This window comes from Bacteroides ihuae (assembly GCF_900104585.1).
GTDB classification, from domain to species: domain Bacteria; phylum Bacteroidota; class Bacteroidia; order Bacteroidales; family Bacteroidaceae; genus Bacteroides; species Bacteroides ihuae.
In genome coordinates this window covers 110,097-131,399 of sequence record NZ_FNVX01000004.1, presented here as the reverse complement: position 1 = coordinate 131,399, position 21,303 = coordinate 110,097, and the positions used below count along the sequence as shown (strand labels likewise).

The 21,303-nt window shown below is 38.7% G+C and carries 11 protein-coding genes and 1 pseudogene; all 12 read left to right on the top strand.

The genetic code is table 11. From position 1 onward, the window contains the following. The first annotated feature begins 70 nt into the window (after positions 1–70). The 12 genes and pseudogenes from BQ5338_RS01415 to BQ5338_RS01360 all read left to right on the top strand — a co-directional run bounded on the left by BQ5338_RS01415 (position 71) and on the right by BQ5338_RS01360 (position 21,299). A complete protein-coding gene (locus tag BQ5338_RS01415; RefSeq protein ID WP_071145052.1) occupies positions 71–1,606 on the top strand; it encodes an arabinan endo-1,5-alpha-L-arabinosidase in 1,536 nt (511 codons plus the stop codon). Between the two features lie 20 nt (positions 1,607–1,626). Further along, positions 1,627–3,615, top strand: coding sequence for an alpha-L-arabinofuranosidase C-terminal domain-containing protein (locus tag BQ5338_RS01410; protein WP_071145051.1), 1,989 nt, complete (start codon positions 1,627–1,629; stop codon positions 3,613–3,615). 5 nt (positions 3,616–3,620) lie between these two features. After that, positions 3,621–4,592 (top strand): glycoside hydrolase family 43 protein, encoded by a 972-nt coding sequence (locus tag BQ5338_RS01405; protein WP_071145050.1) that lies wholly within the window; start codon positions 3,621–3,623, stop codon positions 4,590–4,592. A gap of 76 nt (positions 4,593–4,668) precedes the next feature. Then, entirely contained in the window at positions 4,669–7,398 is a 2,730-nt protein-coding gene (locus BQ5338_RS01400) for an endo-acting ulvan lysase-like protein (protein WP_071145049.1), read from the top strand. Between the two features lie 150 nt (positions 7,399–7,548). Next, positions 7,549–10,344 (top strand): two-component regulator propeller domain-containing protein, encoded by a 2,796-nt coding sequence (locus BQ5338_RS01395; protein WP_071145048.1) that lies wholly within the window; start codon positions 7,549–7,551, stop codon positions 10,342–10,344. Positions 10,345–10,555: 211 nt separating this feature from the next. Continuing rightward, the gene (locus tag BQ5338_RS01390; RefSeq protein ID WP_071145047.1) at positions 10,556–11,074 is read left to right on the top strand and encodes a sigma-70 family RNA polymerase sigma factor; all 519 of its coding nucleotides are present in this window, start codon (positions 10,556–10,558) and stop codon (positions 11,072–11,074) included. A gap of 132 nt (positions 11,075–11,206) precedes the next feature. Beyond that, on the top strand, positions 11,207–14,353 hold the full coding sequence (locus BQ5338_RS01385; RefSeq protein WP_071145046.1) for a SusC/RagA family TonB-linked outer membrane protein: 3,147 nt from the start codon (positions 11,207–11,209) through the stop codon (positions 14,351–14,353). A 12-nt stretch (positions 14,354–14,365) separates the two neighbouring features. Then, positions 14,366–16,081: a RagB/SusD family nutrient uptake outer membrane protein gene (locus BQ5338_RS01380; protein WP_071145045.1), complete on the top strand. Its 1,716-nt coding sequence runs from the start codon at positions 14,366–14,368 to the stop codon at positions 16,079–16,081. 31 nt (positions 16,082–16,112) lie between these two features. Beyond that, positions 16,113–17,609 carry an Ig-like domain-containing protein gene (locus tag BQ5338_RS01375; RefSeq protein ID WP_071145813.1) on the top strand — a complete coding sequence of 499 codons (1,497 nt, stop codon included), beginning with the start codon at positions 16,113–16,115 and terminating at the stop codon, positions 17,607–17,609. A gap of 6 nt (positions 17,610–17,615) precedes the next feature. After that, positions 17,616–18,995 (top strand): alginate lyase family protein, encoded by a 1,380-nt coding sequence (locus BQ5338_RS01370; RefSeq protein ID WP_071145044.1) that lies wholly within the window; start codon positions 17,616–17,618, stop codon positions 18,993–18,995. 335 nt (positions 18,996–19,330) lie between these two features. Beyond that, positions 19,331–20,167: pseudogene (locus BQ5338_RS01365) on the top strand (alpha/beta fold hydrolase); the annotation flags it as partial. 58 nt (positions 20,168–20,225) lie between these two features. After that, positions 20,226–21,299, top strand: coding sequence for a serine hydrolase domain-containing protein (locus tag BQ5338_RS01360; protein ID WP_071145043.1), 1,074 nt, complete (start codon positions 20,226–20,228; stop codon positions 21,297–21,299). Positions 21,300–21,303: the final 4 nt, after the last annotated feature.

Below are 21,303 nucleotides of genomic sequence, written 5' to 3'. Positions count from 1 at the left end.
AAGCTTCTTCTTTTATCGAGTATCTAGTGCATTGTCCACCATTAATGTTCATTCGTCCACCCCGGCAACAATGATGAGACTGTATTTTTGCAGAAAACTCATTGTTATATACACTAATATTATGCAGAAACAAATTTTGTCGGGTGCCATCATAATTATCCTCCTCCTCTCGTGTAGCAAATCGATTGTTTTTGCTCCTACCTCTTCGCCTAATCCTTGGGTAGATGATTATACTTCACTTTCTAAAATGGAGAGCTATCGTTCCTGGGGAACTTACAATGTGCATGACCCTGCTTGCAAGAAGTTTGGCGACTATTATTATATGTATTCTACAGATGCCATCTATGCTGAAAATAAAGAAGAAGCAAAAGAAAAGGGTGTACCTTTGGGATATATACAGGTTCGTCGTTCCAAGGATTTGGTTTACTGGGAATTTGTGGGATGGGCTTTTCCTGAGATTCCTCAAGAAGCTGTTCAATGGGTTCACAAAAATGCCAATGGGAGAGGGGCAACCAATATTTGGGCCCCCTACATTATTAAATATAATGATACGTATAGACTCTATTATTGTGTCTCGGCTTTTGGTCAAAAAGCATCCTATATCGGGTTAACGGAATCTGATTCTCCCGAAGGTCCTTGGATACAGAAAGGTTGTGTACTGAAAACCAATGATAAAACTCTGATGAATGCGATTGATCCTAGTGTCATTGTAGATGCAAGTACGGGGAAATGGTGGATGCATTATGGCTCTTTCTTTGGAGGATTGTATTGTGTTCAGCTGAATAATGAAACAGGATTGACAAAAAAGGTCGGGGATAAAGGACATTTAGTGGCCCGTCGTGCTAATTACACAAAAGATAATCTGGAAGCTCCGGAAATAGTTTATAGCCCTGAACTGAAGAAATACTTTCTCTTTGTTTCTTATGATCCGTTGATGACTACCTATAATATACGTGTGGGACGTTCTGATTCTCCCGAAGGCCCGTTCTTGGATTATACAGGACAAGCATTGGCTGATACAACAAATAATTTCCCGATACTCACAGCACCCTATCAATTTAAAAATCACCCAGGATGGGCTGGCACAGGTCATTGTGGAGTATGGAGAGAGGATGATGGGCGCTTCTTTATGTTTCATCAAGCAAGACTTTCACCTGATAATCAATTGATGGTGCTACATGTGAGGCAGGTATATTTTAATGCTGATGGATGGCCAGTTGTTTCACCTGAGCGATATACTGCTAATAAATTGGTTAATATCTCTCGTAAAGAGATCGTTGGTCGATGGGAAATTATCCGCATACAAGAACCACGGCATGAAAGGAATTTAGAAGGCGGACAAGTTCTTTGGGGTGAGGGTGGACTCAATGAAAATGAATTGAATGTTTCTTCTCTTTATTCTTTTAGAGATGATGGAATTCTTGAAGAAGCTGGAAATTGGATGTTTGATGCTAATAAAAAGATATTGGATATAAGAATAGGAGAGGAAGTTATTAAAAATCTAATTATATTTGCGGGACACGATTGGGAAAATCAAAAAGAAACCGTTCTCTTTACCGGATTGGACAGTAAAGGTCGCTCGGTATGGGGAAAACGAATAAAATAATTATATATAAACATTAAACCATGAGAATACACAGAACGTTATTGGGCTCTTTGGCTTTGTCTGCCGCACTTTCTTTGAGTGCGCAAACTAATGAGCTAGTCATTCAAACGAAAAAATTAGGGGCAGAAATTCAGCCCACTATGTACGGGCTCTTTTTTGAAGATATTAATTATGCTGCGGATGGTGGACTCTATGCTGAGTTAGTAAAGAACCGTTCGTTCGAGTTCCCTCAAAACCTGATGGGGTGGAAAACTTTCGGAAAAGTAGCGTTGAAGGATGATGGTCCTTTTGAACGCAACCCACACTATGTACGTTTGTCAGACCCCGGACATGAGCAGAAGCATACCGGATTGGATAACGAAGGCTTCTTTGGAATAGGAGTGAGGAATGGACAAGAATATCGCTTTTCTGTATGGGCTCGCTTGCCTGAAGGTGGAACTGCAGAAAAAATTCGTATAGAATTGGTGAAAACCAACAGCAATACAGAGGGGCAACCTTTTGCTAAACAAGAGCTAATGATTAATTCTAAAGAGTGGAAAAAATATCAAGTGATCCTTAAACCGAATATGACGGAGGCCAAATCTACACTTCGTATCTTCCTTGCATCCAAAGGAACGATTGATCTGGAGCATGTTTCACTCTTTCCTGTAGATACTTGGAAGGGGCATGAGAATGGTTTACGCAAAGACTTGGCGCAAGCTTTGGCCGATATCCATCCCGGAGTATTTCGTTTCCCAGGTGGATGTATTGTGGAAGGAACGGATCTTAATACCCGTTATAACTGGAAAAATACTGTCGGTCCTGTTGAGAATCGTCCATTGAATGAAAATCGTTGGCAGTATACTTTTACTAACCGTTTTTTTCCAGACTATTATCAAAGCTATGGGCTGGGTTTCTATGAGTTCTTTTTATTATCCGAAGAGATAGGAGCTGCTCCTCTGCCTATATTGAGTTGTGGCTTGTCATGTCAGTTCCAAAATACTGACCCAAAAGCACATGTAGCAGTTTGTGATTTGGGCAGCTACATTCAAGATGCACTCGATTTAATCGAATTCGCCAATGGTCCTGAAACCTCTAAATGGGGAAAAGTACGTGCTGACATGGGACATCCTGCTTCTTTCAACCTGAAATTTATCGGTATAGGCAATGAACAGTGGGGACCAGAATACCCTGAACGTCTTGAACCGTTCTTGAAGACTATTCGCAAAGCTCATCCTGAAATTAAAATAGTTGGTAGTTCCGGACCTAACTCTGAAGGAAAAGATTTTGAATATCTCTGGCCGGAAATGAAACGTCTGAAAGCTGATTTGGTAGATGAACATTTCTATCGTCCTGAAAGCTGGTTCTTGAGTCAGGGAGCACGTTATGACAAATATGACCGCAAAGGGCCGAAGGTCTTTGCCGGAGAATATGCTTGCCATGGTAAAGGGAAAAAATGGAACCATTTTCATGCCTCATTGTTAGAAGCAGCTTTCATGACCGGACTTGAACGTAATGCTGATGTGGTTCATATGGCTACGTATGCTCCTTTGTTTGCTCACGTTGAAGGTTGGCAATGGCGTCCGGATATGATCTGGTTTGATAATCTAAATTCTGTTCGTACGGTGAGCTACTATGTGCAACAACTTTATGCTCAGAATAAAGGAACCAATGTTATTCCATTAACAATGAACAATAAACCGGTTACGGGCGCTGAAGGACAAGATGGGCTTTTTGCCAGTGCGGTATGGGATGCGACAACACATTCATATATTATAAAGGTGGTAAATACAACGGATAAAATGTTGCGTGTACCATTGACCTTTGCCGGACTTAAGAGTAAAGAAGTATTAACGGATGGCACTTGCATTAAGCTTAGTTCTCTTGATCTTGATAAAGATAATACTATTGAGCAGCCTTTTGCTATTACTCCAAAAACAACGACAATTTCTATTCTCAAGGATGCGTTGGATGTTGAATTAGAACCTTATACCTTTGCTATCTATAAGTTTACCAAAACAACAAAATAGAGAAAATGAATCGAGTAAAGAATAGACTGGTTTTGTTAACTCTTGCTCTGACAGCCTCTTATGGGCTGTCGGCGCAGAGTGATACTACTTTTATTGCTGCCGGAAATCCAGTGTTTAAACATAAATATACTGCTGATCCGGGAGCGATGACCTATAACAACAAAGTTTATATCTATGCCGGTCATGATGAATGTCCGGCTCAGCAAGAACGCTATGTAATGAATGAATGGTGTGTGTTTTCTTCACCGGATATGAGAACATGGACAGAACATCCGGTACCTCTTAAAGCCAAAGATTTCAGTTGGGCCAAAGGTGACGCATGGGCAAGTCAGGTTATAGAACGTGATGGAAAGTTTTATTGGTATGTGGCAGTAGAACATGCTACCATTCATGGTAAAGCGATTGGTGTTGCTGTGTCCGATTCTCCTATTGGTACTTTTCGTGATGCTCGTGGATCTGCGTTGGTAACCAATGACATGACGACTGAATATACCAAGATAAGTTGGGACGATATCGACCCTACTGTTATAATAGACGATGATGGGGAAGCTTATCTCTTTTGGGGAAACGCACAGTGTTATTATGCCAAATTAAAAAAGAACATGATAGAGCTGGATGGTCCTATTATGCCTGTTACACTTCCCCGTTTCACTGAAGCGCCATGGATACATAAACGTGGGGATTGGTATTATCTCTCTTATGCTTCTGAGTTTCCCGAAAAAATCTGTTATGCAATGAGCCGCAATATTAGCGGTCCGTGGGAATATAAAGGTATATTGAATGAATTGGCGGGTAATTCTAACACCAATCATCAAGCTATCATCGAATTTAAAGGAGACTGGTATTTTGTCTATCACAATGGCGGACTCAATACCCAAGGAGGAAGTTTCCGACGTTCGGTATGTATCGATCGTCTGTATTACAATCCGGATGGAACCATGAGACGTGTTCAGATGACTACGGAAGGAGTGCAATAATATTAAATTAAAGATTAGGTGTTCTGATTGCTTCATTCGTATATTTGTGTAAACCACCAGTTAAAGAACACATTATATGAAGACGAAGATATTTTTTGCGTTATTCACTTTTTTATTTGTACTACAAGGAGTAGCTCAACACATTTCTCTGCCATCAAAGATGTTAGAAGGACATCCTCGCATACTGACTACTTCCGCAGAACGAAAAGCGACTTTAAACCTACTTCAAGAAGAACCTTGGGCCAAAGAGATATTCTTGAAGTTGAAACAACGTACAGATGTATATGCTGATCGTTCACCGGAATGGCTCACTTCGAGATTGCAGATGTACTGGAAGAGCCATGCCACGGATGTGTATATAAAAGGCGAATTCTACGATCATGCTGGCGGGGCAAAAGCACCTGCGCCAACAGTGCAATATGTGGGTGCGCGTAGTCATGCAACTAATTATGGCCGCCCAAAATTGGAGGACATACAACCTTATGCTGAAGATGCGCGGGGTATGGAGTTGCGCAACAATGCTTTGCCCGATAAGCCTCTTGAATGGGCTAGCATAAATAAAACCGGTATGACGATTGCTAGTATCAATGTCGAAATTATGGGCATTGCACGTGATGCTGCTTTCTTGTGGTGGATTACCGGCGAACAAAAATATGCAGATCTTGCTACTATGGCTTTCGATACGTATATGACGGGCATTTATTATCGTAATGTACCTAAAGATCTCAATCATGGGCATCAACAAACGCTTGTGGGAATGACTACTTTTGAGGTGATACACGAAGATGCACTTAATGCGTTGGTTCCGCTCTATGATTTTCTCTATGATTATCTGAAAGTTCATAAGGCTGATAAAATGGATGTCTATTCTGCGGCACTAAAAAAATGGGCAGATAATATCATTGATAATGGAGTGCCACATAATAATTGGAACCTTATCCAGGCACGTTTCATTATGGATATTGGGCTTGTGCTCGAAGATAATCGCACTTATGCGGATAATAAAGGGCGTGAGTATTATTTGGATTGTGTACTCAATCAATCCTCCATCCGACAATGGAGCCTTAGCCACCTTGCTAATTATGGTTTTGATGAGCAGACAGGCATCTGGGCAGAATGTCCCGGATACAGTTGTAACGTGGTGGCTGATTATGCCAACTTTGCTAATCTAATAGATCGTAACTGGAGCATTGATCTGGTGAAAGAGATTCCTGTGATTGAAAAGGCTGTAGCAGCTACTCCCCAATATCTTTTTCCAAACAGAATGATTTGTGGCTTTGGTGATACTCATCCTAATTACTTGCGTAGCGACTTCTTTGCTCGGATGGTTACTAATGCGCAGTTACATGGAAAGAAAGTACAAGAACGTCGTTTTACTGAAATGCTAAAGCTCTTTAATCCGAAAGCTGATGTACAGGGAGATAATACAAAGAATATGCGAGTAGATGTGGCTTCTTTCTTTTCAGATAAACCACTTAAACTCAATGAAAAGATTCAAGCAGGGAAAATAGAAGATTATGTGACTCCTACTTTCTATGCTCCTAATGTAAGTTGGTTCGTACAGCGTAATGGAATGAATCCGCAACATAGTTTAATGATTTCCCAGAATGCCAGTGAAGGTAATCACATGCATGCCAATGGTATTTCAATGGAGCTTTATGGTAAAGGTTTTGTGCTCGGCCCGGATGCCGGCATCGGATTGACACTTTATTCCGGCCTTGATTATCAAGAATACTATGGTCAGTTTCCTTCACATAACACGGTATGCGTAGATGGCATATCAAGTTATCCTATAATGAAGAGTAATCATTCTTTTGATTTGCACGCTTGTTATCCTGCTCCCGAACAGAAAGAAGGCCTTTATAAAGGCATTAGCTATAGTGATGTTAGCTTTCGTGAACCGGAAAGTTGCGCTGACCAAACAAGACTGATGAGTATTGTGACTACCGGGCCACAAACAGGTTATTATGTGGATATTTTCCGAAGCAAGAAAGAACAGGGTGGAGATAAAATGCACGATTATTTTTATCATAATCTAGGACAAAGCATGACGCTGACTGCTGCGGATGGCAGTGATCTAAATCTTCAACCTACAGAAGAGTTAGCCTTTGCCGGTGGGCATTTGTATGCCTATTCTTATATCTATGATAAAAAGAGTGTAGTAACAGACAAGAATGTAAAGGCTACCTTCACAATCGACATGCCTGAGGGTAATGATATCTCAATGAATTTGTGGATGAAAGGAGAGAAGAATAGAGAGGTTTTTACAGCGCTTGGTCCCATGTGTGAAGGATTGAATCGTGCACCTGGTATGCCTTATAGTATAAAAGACCAGCCTACTTTAACCTTTGTTGCCCGTCAAAAAGGTGAAGCATGGAGCCGCCCTTTTGTCTCCATTTTCGAACCAAGTAGCAAAAATGAACCTTCGAACATTGCATCTGTTAGTTATTTTGATGCCCAGACTACAGCTAAAGATTTTGTCGGAATCTGTGTAGCCAGCAAAAATGGCCGAATAGATTATCTATTTTCACAGAGTGACAGCAAGGCAGAAGCAACCTACGATCAATTCACTGTTCGGGGTACTTACGCTGTAGTAGGAGTCAGTGACAATGGAGATTGCGTCTACTTTCTAGCAAATGGCATTACGCTAAAATCCGGAGAGGTTGCCATTGAGTCAGAAATTATGTCCAATGTCACAGTGGAGAAAAAGGCAGGTCGTTGGTATGTAACTTCATCTGCACCTTGCACCCTTACTATTGGACTAAAAAAATACAATTTGCCTGCGACTACTTATAAAGCATTGTAATTTAGCCTTTTACTCTTAGTCTGCTATGGGGCGTAAATATCTCTGGCAGACTTTTTTTGTTGCATCCTTCTGCTAAATAGTATTAATCATTATCTTTGCCTTATACTTATGAATTATTGATTTTCTATTCTCTTAAACAGCCGTTTACTGATGAGAAACACGTTGAAATATAGTTGGCTATTCTTTACTTGTCTATTAACCTGCTCATTGTCTGCAGAATCTTACACATTTCGCGGGGTGACTATGGCAGAAGGACTTTCTGACCTCTTAGTCAACGTGATTTATAAAGATGCGGAAGGATTTATATGGCTTGGAACAGATAATTGTCTGGATCGTTTCGATGGAGTTAAAATTAAGCATTATCCTTTTTCTAGTGCAGATGTAAAGCGTAAACGTGTGAACGCCATTGTTGAAACAAACAATAAGCAATTGTGGGTTGGGAACGGTTTGGGCCTTTGGCGTTTAAATAAAGAAACAGAAATGATGGTGCATATTTCTCCTGAAACAATTGATTGTTCGGTGCTATCTTTATTTTTCGATGGTAAACAAACGTTGTATGTAGGCACAGAAAAAGGCCTTTTTATCTATCATTCCGGTCAGCTGACCCGTGTGATGCTCGATAAAAATATATTCTCTCCGAGTAACCGGATTTATGGTATTTGCTCTGATGGAATGGGGATGCTTTGGTTGGCTACCGAACAAGGTCTGTTTTCTTACAGCTCTGCGACGGGGAAAACTGTTGGCTATCATTTTGCTGCTGAAGGAGGACATTCGTGCATGTTTCGTAATTTGGCACGTATTAAGAATACCTTATATCTAGGCACCTCAGTTTTAGGCATTGTCAACTTTGATCTGACTACGCATAAATTCACCCGTTCTGTAAATGTAGGTTCCAACATCATTTCGTCTATATCAACTGATGGCAAAGATATGCTTTATGTTTCTACGGATGGAAATGGGGTACATTTCTTTTCGCACAGTAAGAAACAAATAATTCGTTCCCTGCGACATGATTCCAAAGATAAAAACAGTATTCGCTCCAATTCAGTCTACTCTTTGCTGGTGGATAAAGAAGGTATTGTCTGGATTGGTTTTTATCAGGCTGGATTTGATTATAGCCTTTATCAAAGTGGCTTATTTCGTGTTTATTCCTTCCCTCCCTTTTTCGACTCTTTAGATCTACCGGTTCGTTCGTTCTTCATCCATGGAAAAGAGAAACTTATTGGTACCCGAGATGGGCTTTATTACATTAACGAGCAAACTAAAACAGTGAAAAGCTTCGTGATGCCAACATTACGCTCAAATCTGATTCTTGCTATTAATTTCTATAAAGGTGAGTTCTATATTGGTACTTATGGTGGCGGATTATCAGTCTTTAATCCCTCTACGCTGTCTGTGCGTCAGTTTACAGAATATCCATCCGAAACCTTTCTGAAAGGTCATATTTTCTGTTTTGAAATAGATGCAGTCGGCAATCTATGGATGGGAACCTCCTCGGGAGTCTATTGTTACAATGCTGATAAAAAAGAAATGAAATCTTATACCAGTTCCAATTCACAACTCCCTGAAGGGAACGTGTACGAAATCTTTTTTGACTCTACAAGAAAAGGTTGGATTTGTACGGAAGCAGGACTTTGCATCTTCGATGCCTCTTCGGGCGCAATGAAGACCAACATCTTTCCTGAAGGTTTTGTGCATAAAGAGAAGATTCGAACTATTTATGAGGATTCCCAACATAATTTATATTTCTTGCCGGACAAGGGGAGTCTGTTTACTAGTAATTTGTCCATGAGCAGCTTTTATCGTACTCCAATGAATCCTTCGTTACACGGAAATGCTTATATGTCGGTAGTGGAAGATGATATGGGATGGCTTTGGCTAGGTTGTGATGACGGACTGCTGCGTGTGAAGGAAAACAATAAAATTTATTCTAGTTACAACTTTAGTGATGGTGTTCCGAGCCCTACCTTTACAAACGGAACAGCTTATAAAGATGAAAAAGGGATCCTTTGGTTTGGTAATGCCAAGGGACTCTTGTATGTAAACCCAAAGCGTTCTGATGAGATATGTAGGCATCCTTATAAAATAGTCCTGACCGATGTATTAGTAAACGGTATTCCTCTTGATTCGATAGAAAAGCGGGAATTAGCTGATGATCATTGCCTATCATTGAAACATAATCAAAACAATCTGACTTTCAACTTTGCTAATTTGTCGTATACCGATCCTATAACGATGGTGTATGAATATCAGTTAGAAGGTGTCGATGAAGAGTGGCATTTAGTGACTGGACAGAATGAGGTGAATTATTATGATTTATCTCCGGGCAACTATACATTTAAGATCCGTATTCCCGGTAGTGAAGAATCTGTTGCCTCCTTAAAAGTAGAGATTGCATTGGTTTATTCTATTTGGTTCTGGCTGTTTACGCTGATGTGTATACTGCTGTTAGCCGGAATCTTCTATTATTGGAGGATGAAGAATCGTAATCGTGATTCTCGCGAACCAATAGAACAATCAACCGAACATCTTCTATTGCATCCGGATAAACCGAATGAAGAAAAATATAAAGCGAACCGTCTGAGTGATGAAGAGTGCAAGAACATCTATGAAAAACTGACTGCATACATGAACGAACAGAAACCATATATCAATCCGGATTTGAAGATTGCTGATTTGGCACATGCTATTGATACTTCTTCTTACTCTTTATCATACGTGTTTAATCAGTATTTGAACCAATCATATTATGACTTCACTAATGAATACCGCATAGCCGAATTCAAAAAACTGGTGAACGATTCGCAATACTCCCGTTACACACTAAGTGCCTTGGCCGAACTCTGCGGATTCAGCTCAAGAGCTTCTTTCTTCCGTTCTTTTAAGAAAAGTACCGGCATTACTCCCAATGAATACATCCGCAGTATAGGTGCTTCTAATGAATAACTGCTAGGGAACATCTTTTCGTATAGTAAGAGTCTTGAATAATAATTTGAGACTCTTGTCTTTTTATCTATTAATAATTGATAATCAGTGTTTTATGTATTATGTAGTCTGGATTAATGCAGTGAGATTTGTTAGCGTCTATTAAATATTGTTTCGCTTTAGTAACTCCATATATTTGCATCCATAATTTCGAACCGAAAAAGATCGTATTATGAAGAACATTTCAAACCCAAGGGAAGAGAGCATTGTTGCCCGTTCATATGAAGAGTACTATCAGACTATTTTGAAGTATATTGCCTATCGTATCAACCACAAATACGAAGCTGAAGATTTAGTGCAAGATGTATTTATACGTTTGCTCGATTATAAACAGATGCTTCGGGAAGATACAGTTAAATACTTCCTTTTTACCATTGCCCGCAATATTGTAACCGACTATATTCGCCGTTATTATAAGAAGGAAGAGATTACTTCTTATATCTATGATATAGCTATGAGAACTACTAACGAAACTGAAGAGATTCTTATAGCTAAAGATATCTTGTCTTTGGAAAGAAACTATCTTCAAACTTTTCCTCCTCAACGAAAAATTATTTATTCACTAAGTCGTTTCGGTGAACAAACAACGGATGATATTTCTGAGAAAATGAATCTCAGTCGCCGTACCGTGGAGAATCATCTACTGTTAGGCCGGAAATGCATGCGTGCTTATATCAGACAATGTATATAGACTTTATTAACTCTAAATATAAAAACAGCCTATGAAAATTTCTCAATTACGAGCAGCCTTAAAATACTGTATGATTTATCATAATGAAGTTAACAATAACCTTATTTTTGTTCAATCTTAAATATTAATTTTATGAGACTATTAAAAACAATTCTTACATGCTTGCTGATGTTTGTTTCTTTAACAGCATTGGCCCAGCGAAAGATTAATGGGCATGTGTCTGACACCTCTGGTGAGCCAATAATTGGTGCCAGTGTGTTGGTTAAAGGAACATCGAATGGTACTATTACCGATATCGATGGCAATTTTTCGTTGAGTGCTGAGAAAGGAATGCTCGTTATTTCTTATATTGGATATAAAGCACAAGAACTCTCTATTGCGGGAAATAATTCTTTTAAAGTCATACTGAAAGAAGATACGGAACTTTTAGATGAAGTTGTGGTAGTGGGTTATGGCTCTCAAAAGAAAGAAACTCTAACAGGTGCTATTACAGTGGTTACTGATAAAATGTTAAAGGGCAAAGGCTCATTGTCTTCTCCTTTACAAGCTATGCAAGGACAGGTTCCCGGAGTAACTATTACGCGTAATTCTTCGGCTCCGGGTGATGAAAGCTGGGGAATGAAATTACGTGGCTCTGTTTCTGCTAATACTGCTGACCCTTTAGTTATTATTGATGGGGTAGCATCTGAAAGTATAAATGCTCTTCGTAATATGAATCCCTCTGATATTGCATCAATTAATTTCTTGAAAGATGCTTCCGCTGCTATTTATGGTTCTCGTGCTGCTGGAGGTGTAGTCTTAATTACGACTAAACAGGCTAAAGAGGGCAAGGCTAAAGTTGAGTATAGTGCTTCATACACATTTAAGAAGGTTGGTTTACAGCCGGAACTGATGTCATTGAAGGAATGGGCCAATGCTGTAATTCAGGCTCGCACTAATGATGGTTATACAGATAGCGATACTTGGATGCAATACGCTAAGTTAGCTTTGGCTAATGAAGGGCATTATATTGATTTAAATAATAGTACCAATCCTTTTACCTCCGCATTTACAGATGTTAAAGATTTCGTATTTATGGATACTAACTGGAGCGATATATTGTTTGGCAATAGCAGTTCTACTCAGCACGATTTAGCTATTTCAGGTGGGACAGAAAAGAATTTGTATCGTTTGTCTTTGGGTTATTTGTATGATGGAAGTAATTTAAAATGGGGTAACAATAATAATCAACGTTATAATTTTCGTTTGACTAATAAGTTGCAAGTGACTGATCGGTTCAAAGTAGAATCTGTGATTGCTTACAACCGTCAGAATCAAGTAGCTCCCTCAAGGATAGGGGAAACGTTGACAGGAAGCTATCCACAACCTGGGTTGCCAGCTTCTACCATTGATGGAAAACCTTATTCATGGGGCACTTGGATGTCACCCATTTGGTATGCTGAACTTGGAGGCGATAACAAACTAAAAGTTTCTGAGATAAATATAAGTGAGAAATTGACTCTTAACCTGTTGAAAAATTTAGATTTAGTTTCGGACTTGGGCTATAACACTTCTTCTGCAACGCGCGATACAAAGAAAATGGCAGTTACCTCATATAATTATGCCGGTACTCAAGTAAATTCAACTCCAACTGTTTCAAAACAATCAGAATCGTCTTATTCAAAGACTAGTTCGAGTAGAAATTTCTATTCAATGTCGGCTTATCTGAATTTTAAAAAGAATATTGGGAATATTCACGACTTGAGTGCGATGTTAGGTACTCAATACGAACTGACAGAATATGATTATTTTGGTGTCTCTGTTAAGGATATTCAGAACTCATTAGAGTCTGTTAATGGAGCTGGAACTATCTCATTAACAGATAATAAAGGTACAAAGTGGCATGAAGCTATATTATCTTATTTTTCTCGTCTAAATTATAGTTATAAGTCAAAGTATCTGGCAGAAGTTAATATGCGTTATGATGGCTCTTCTAAATTTGAAACTGCTCGTTGGGCATTTTTTTATGGGCTATCTGGTGGTTGGCGTATCTCAGAAGAAAACTTTATGAAAAAATATAGTTGGCTCGATGAATTGAAACTTCGTCTTTCGTATGGCGTAGTGGGTAACCAGAGTGGTATTGATCGTTATGAAGGAGCACAATATTATAATTTTAAATCACAAAGTGGCGCTTTGTTAGGCTCGGAAAAAGCTACAATCATTGATACTAATGGGAAGATTGCTTCGCAAGGACGTGAATGGGAACGTATTAATAATTATAATATCGGTTTAGACTTCAGCGTATTGACGGGACGTTTGTCCGGAACATTAGAGGCGTATATGAAGAAGAATGATAATATGTTGATAACGGTTTCTTATCCTGGTATTTTAGGTGATAATGCGGGCTATTCTAATGATGGTAAATTTGAAGCAAAAGGTTATGAAGGGCAATTAACTTGGTCTGATAAAATTGGTAATGTAGTGTATCATGTTGGTGGTTCATTCTCTTATAATACTAACAAATTAACTGATATAGGTGGAACTAATGTTTTGAGTTCTGGATTTAAAGACAAGCAACAAGGTTATCCATTGAACAGTATTTTTGGCCTTCGTTATACAGGAAAGATACAGAACGAAGAACAGCGAACGAAATACCTTTACCGCTTTTTATCAGGTAATACTATCGGCTTGACTAATGATATTCGTTTAGGGGACAATATGTTTGAAGATGCAAATGATGATGGGAAGCTGGACTATAATGATTACGTATATTTAGGTACAGACGATCCTAAGATTTCTTATTCTTTCAATCTGGGCATGGAATGGAATAACTTTGATTTATCTGTTGTCTTCCAAGGTGTGGCAAAGCGTAGCATTTTTCGTACAGGGGATAACAATGGTAATGAAATCTGGCGTATTCCTATGAAGGCTGTTTATCTGAATACTTCGAATCAATCAGTCGGAAATACTTGGAATCAAGAGAATGTGAATGCCTTTTATCCCTCTTATACAAATAATGGAACTATAAATAATTACAACTATCAGACTTCTTCTTGGTCTGTTGAGGATGGCTCTTATATTCGTCTTAAAAATGTAACATTAGGGTATAATGTACCTATGTCTTTATTGAGAAATGTTAAAGTTCTAAACTCATGTCGCTTATATATTTCAGGCGCAGATCTTTGGGAATCTTCTAAAATCAATGATGGTTGGGATCCGGAAGCAAGTAGACAGGTAAAAGAGACAGGACGTTTCCCTTTTGTACGCACTGTAACATTCGGAGTAAGTGTAACCCTTTAATAGGAATAGATTATGAAACTATATAAGAAAATCTTTTTAATATTGTCATTAGGAATGACGGTGAGCTCTTGTTTGGATTTAGATCCACAGGATCAGTTAGCTGATGGAAACCTTTGGAAGTCTGCTAATGATTTTAAATATTTTGCTAATAATTTCTATGGATGGACACGCGACTTTGGTTCTTCTGTGTATGATGGCCCCCATTCAGACGTTCGTTCTGATTTGATGACATATACCTCTGTTAACGAATATAGCCATGGCAGTAATTCCATCCCTACTTCAGATGCTAATTATACTGCTAATTATGCCCATATTCGTCGTACCAATTTGTTATTGAAGAATGCAGCTTCTTATGCAGGAAGTGGATCTATCAGCCGTTATGTTGCTGAAGCAAAGTTTTTTCGAGCTTATTGCTATTTTGATTTGGTCCAACTGTATGGTAATGCTATTATCCTGAAGGAACCTATTGATATTAATTCTCCCGAGATGAATGCTCAGCGCAATGATCGTGGTGATGTTATTGATTTTATTATTCAAGATCTGCAGGAAGCAGCGCCTGAACTCCCTGAAACAGTCTCTACAGATGATGACGGACGTTTGACAAGGTGGGCTGCTTACGCTTTTCTTTCTCGAGTGGCATTGTATGAGGGTACTTGGCAGAAATATCGTGGGGATGAGGCTCGTGGTAAGATTTTGGCTACTATTGCAGCTGAGGCTTCTAAAGAAGTTATTGATAAAGGTGGATTTGAATTATTTAAACCTGTAGCTTTAGCTGAATATGCTTATAAATATTTGTTTACTTTGGAAAATGTTCAATCTAATCCTGCTAATCTGACTAAAGCAGATAATAAAGAATACATCTTTTATCGTCGTCATGACGAAACTTTATCCCCTATAGGGAAAAACATAACTCATAACTGTTTGAAGAATGTTCAGTATATTAATCGCAAATTAGCAAACATGTACTTGTGTAGTGACGGTTTACCTATTGAAAAATCACTGAAGTTTCAACAATATGCGAAGATGGCCTCTGAGTTTCAAGAACGTGATAATAGGATGAAAAATACTTTGTTGGCTAATGGAGTAATGTATTGGGGAAATAAAGACGAAGAATGTCGTATTGATTGGAAAGGTGTGAGTGGAGAGGATAAAGCGCATGCTAAGGCATGTGATGTTCGCTCTGGGAGTGGGTATCAGAACCAAAAATGGGCTACAGAACGCAATGTTAAGGATACTTATGAAGGTTACGATTATCCTATTATTCGTTATGCGGAAGTACTCTTAAATTATGCAGAAGCTGTGTACGAGCGAGATGGGAAGATCTCTGATGAGGATTTGAATATTTCATTGAATTTGGTACGTTGCCGCGTGAATTCTGATATTCCCAAGTTAAGTAATAGCTTTGTGCAACAATATTCCTTAGATATGCGGGAGGAAATTCGCCGTGAACGTACAGTTGAGTTATTTAACGAAGGATTTCGTGTCGATGATTTGAAGCGTTGGAAGACAGCAGAAATTGAAATGCCTCAAGATATTTTAGGTATTAAATGGGCCGGAACTGAGTTTGAATCTGCGTGGGGTGCTGCAGGATCTATAACTAAAAATGAAGATGGATGTCTTATTATGGAAAGTGGTCGTACATGGTCAACTAAGAATTATTTGTATCCGTTGCCTGCTGATCAGTTGCAGTTAAATCCGAATCTGGGTCAGAATTCAGGATGGGAGTAATGAGCCTAAAATAAATTAATAAATAATGGTTATGAAAAAGAATTATATAATGCATTTTGGGGGTTTGGTAATCATGATTATTCTAGTTCTGTCCTCGTGTTCCGATGATAAGAATTTGGGTGATCCAATGAGCGAGACAATTACTATTTCGTCCGTAACAATTGCTGCTACCAGCTATGATGCCAAGAATGATACAATCTGTCTATTGAAAAATGGAGAACTACAGCTATCTTGTACTGTTCAGCCAGAAAAAGTCTCTAATTCTAATGTTCAGTGGACTTCATCTAATGAATCTGTTGCTATCATTACAGAGAATGGAAAAATTACAGCGAAAGAGAATTTAGGAATATCTGTAGTACGAGTTACTCCTGAAATAGGTTTTGGACCAGCTTCTGCTACTCCTTTTAAAATTGTTAAAGTATTGGATCATTTTAATTATATAGAATCCATGGAAATAACAAACGTACCAGTAGAAGAGATTGCTGTAGGCAGTGAATATCAGTTGAATATAGCCTCTCAACCTCAAAATGCGACTTTCGCACGTTATAAATGGTCTAGTAGTAATTCCAAGATTGCAACGGTGGATAAAAACGGAATTGTATCAGGAATTGGAAAAGGAAAAGTGACCATTACGGCTACTGCGGATGATTTAAATCCGGATGTACCTGCTTCTACTTCGGTAGAAATAGGAGTCAAAGTGGTTGTCCCAATTACGAGTGTTGAATTAATTGAGGATGGGGAATTGTCTCAATTAGGATATGGAGAAGATTATCAGATTCGTTATAATCTCACTCCGGAGGATGCGACAGCTTCTTTATTAACATGGACAAGTGACAATGAAGGAGTAGTAACTGTGGATAATAATGGTAAATTGCATGTTAATAGTTTGACTAATGGTTCTGCAGTGGTTACTATGGCATATGGATCCATATCAGCATCGGTTACAGTGAGTGTTGCAGAAGGACGTTTGTGGTATTCATTTGCGAACGGACTCTCTCCATGGGCTGTGGGAAATAGTGCTACTAGCACATCAGATGGCACGAAGACAATAGTGCAAATGGGTAAGAGTGGATCAAAATATCGAGGTGATTTGTCTTTGGTTACAAATGGTTCAGGTAAAAATGTGACAATAACTCCGGCAACTTATCGATATTTAGCTGTTAAAATAAAGCCATTGTCCGCATTAGTAGCAGGCAATAATAGTGTTGGTACAATAAAGTTTGAATTGTATGATAATCCGGCGACTATAGGTTATAATAATTTAGGTCAAATAAATAGTGCTAACAATTCATTTGTGGTCTTAAACGGAAGTAATATATCAACAACACAACCAAATATTTTGTATTACGATCTACAAGCTAAATATGATAGTAAGAATCCTACCGATTGGTCAAAATTCACCCTTGTGCAATTAAAGTTTGTTATTGCTGATTATCTAGCACCTGCAACAAGCTATGATCTCTATTGGATTCGTGCATTCAAAACTCTGGATGAGCTTAATTCTTATGTTAATAATGAAAATAATTAATAAACTATGAAAAATACGCAGTTAAATAAAATATTAGGAGCATTCTTTCTAGCTTTGAGTTCTGCTTTTCTCTTCGCTTGTAGCGAAATAAAAGATGGCTATAGTGATATCGATAGTTGGCCTGAAGTTAAAGATTATTCCACTAAATTGCAACATCCTTGTATGCTGCATACAGAAGCTGATTTTGCTTATGTAAAGGCTAAAGTAGAAGCTAAAGAGCAACCTTGGACTAATGCGTTCGCCCATCTGGAATCTAGTAAACATGCCCAAAGTAATTGGACGGCAACTCCTGTAAAATTGCTGGCTCGTTTGGATTATAATAATTGGCATGAGAAATATCCAAATGACTACAGCAACTATACAAAATTGATGTATGATGCCGCTTCTGCCTACCAATTGGCCTTGCGCTGGAGAATATCAGGCGATGAGCAATATGCTCAGGCTGGTGTAAATATCTTGAATACATGGGCAAAAACATGCACTGGCTATATTGTTGATAGTCAGGGAAACTTTATTGATCCCAATGAATATCTTATAGCTATCCAGATATATCAATTGGCAAATGCAGCGGAAATATTGCGTGCTTATGATAAATGGTCAAGCACAGATTTTGGGAAGTATAAGACATGGATGGTTGATGTGTTTTATCCACAGGCTAGCAAATTTCTTAGTTTACATAACGGCTTAACGGATTGCCCGCTCCATTATTGGCTAAACTGGGATCTGGCAGAGATGACAGCTATTTTATCAATAGGGATTTTGACCGATGACAGCTTTAAGATTAATGAGGCTATCCAATATTTTAAATATGGAGTTGGTTCTGGTAATATTGTTAATGGCGTTCCATTCATGCATCAAGATCCTGATAGTAATGAAACATTGGGACAATGTCAGGAATCTGGCCGCGATCAAGGACATGCTACCCTTTGTGTTAGTCTAATGGGTGTTTTCTGTCAAATGGCTAAGAATATTGGTGAAGACTTGTTTACTTTCGATAACAACCGTGCTTTGGCTATGTGCGAATATGTTGGTAAATACAATTATGGAGAAGTAGAGGCGAACAATATGCTCAGTAATTTTAAATATGATGTATCAAGTTTACCTTATACTGCTTATGAAAATTGTACAGGAAATAGTTGGCCAACCATATCGTATGAAGAACACAAAAACGGGACTGAGAGCCGTGGTGCTGTACGTCCTTCGTGGGAATTGATTCACCGCTTGACCTCTGATTATAAATTGTCAGATATATATACACAATTATGGGTAAATAAGATGCGTGAGAATTCTAGCCGTGGTTATAGCGATGGTGGTGCAGGTGATTATGGATCGAATAGTGGTGGTTATGATCAATTAGGTTGGGGTACACTGATGTTTTCCAAATAATTAATTTCATCTTATATTAATCAATATTGAATAGAAGAGATTCTTTACTCCTAAAGTAATCTCTTCTATTTTTTGTGACGAAATGTATAAATGAGGGTTTTACAATAGTATACTTCATTTTGTTTGAAGATTATTCTCAGAAAAAGATGTAACTTTACACATTATGCTTGATGAATAGTTGAACTTTATTTTAAATAGTTCGAAGTATGAAAATAAATGTATCATTGGCATGTGCAATGCTGTTTTGTTTTTCTCTATTGTGTACCCAAAATATTTCAGCCGTATCAGCAATAGATTTCGTTTATAAGGATAGTGGTGATAGTTCCATAATGGATAAACCTTTAACCGTTCAACCTATAAAATCAGGTAGGGTGGATGTTGGTAATGGCTCACTCTATTATGAAGAAATGGGTGATGGAGAGCCTTTGATTCTGATACATGGTCATTCTCTGGATCATAGGATGTGGGATCAACAATTTACTGTATTTGCACGTAAGTATAGGGCTATTCGTTATGATTTACGGGGTTATGGCGTTTCTTCTTCTCAAACTGAAAATCATCAGTTTACACATGCAGAAGATTTGGTAAAGCTCATGGATGCTTTGCACATTGAGAAAGCACATCTAGTGGGACTTTCATTGGGAGGGTTTGTTGGAGCGGATATGTTGGCTTGTTTTCCGGAAAGAGTGAAATCTGCAGTTTTAGCTAGTGGCAATTTGAGGAAAACTCCTGGCCCTAGCCAACCGATGGGGAAGGAAGAGGCTTATAAACGGGATACTGAAATTAAAGCATTGAAACTCAAAGGAGTTGATAAAATGAAAAAAGACTGGTTTGGAAGATTGATGAAGTCGGGAGGAAGTCAACGTGAACGTATGCGAGAACCACTTTGGCAAATGATTAACGATTGGGATGCATGGCAGTCCTTGCATAAAGAGGTACGTGTGGTTATGGGATTGGATGGGTACGTAAAATTGAAAAAAAAGTGCCCTACTGTGCCGACTCTGATACTGGAAGGTCGGTCGCCAAATAATCATTTTTTTTCGAAGCCGGAGATATTGAATTACCTTCCTAAGGGCAAACTAATTGTGTTGGATGATTGCGGACACATGCTCAATATGGAAAGGCCGGAAGCGTTTAATCGTACAGTACTGAATTTCTTGAATGGATTATAATCATTTGAATTGAGCGTTTTATTCTTCTTATTCGTATTATTAATGAAAATCAATAGATATGAAACGCTTGAGTCTTTATTTATTTATACTTTCTTTGTTCTTTTGCTATCCTTGTAGTGCGCAAAAGTATGATTTCCATCCGCTTGATTCTATTGTTAGCTCTTGGATGAGCAAAGGGTACTATCCCGGTGGAGCTATTGCTGTGGTGAAGAATGATTCTTTACTCTTTAGCAAGAATTATGGTGGTTTTGCAGAAGACAAACAAATATACGTTGCTTCTGCCGGAAAGTGGGTAGCTGCTGCCGTTATTGCTGCAGTTGTTGATCAAACATCTTTGAGTTGGGATGATCCAGTAGAAAAATGGATACCAGAGTTTCGTGGGAATGTGAAGGGAGCCATCCCTCTACGACGCTTGCTTTCACACACTTCCGGTATATGTCCTTATTTACCCGACCCAAAGATTGATAACTATAATCATCTAGATTCTTCTGTCATGCAAATTCTTCCCTTAGATACGATCTTTACTCCCGGTTCTCGTTTTGAGTACGGTGGGCTGGCAATGCAAGTTGCCGGAAGGATGGCTGAGATGGTTACAGGGACAGAATTCGAAGAACTTTTTCAAGAATTAATTTGTAAACCATTAGGCATGACGAACTCTCATTTTACTCCTGTAAATAGGGATGGAGGGCATGCTCCAATGTTGGGAGGCGGACTATGCACTACTTTGCACGATTATCTTTGTTTTCTGAAGATGATTTATCACAATGGAAACTTTGAGGGAAAACAAATATTACACCCACAAACGGTGTGTGAAATGCAAGCAGATCAAGTTGGTACAGCTCGTGTTTTTCCTGGCGAATATGTCGAACGAAGTCTGGGACTGCATCATACTGGCATCTATGGCTTGGGCGAATGGCGGGAAATAGTGGATGAAAAAAGTGGTGAGGCTTATCAAGTAAGTAGCCCTGGATGGGCAGGAGCTTATCCGTGGATAAATAAGCCCGATGGAGTATATGGTTTTTTTATAGCTCATGTGCAGGGTGACGCCAACAAAGCAGATGTTTTTTCTTCTTTTTATGGTAGTTCTCTAATTTCTAGAACAGTGACAGAAATACTAAATAATCATCAATAAATTG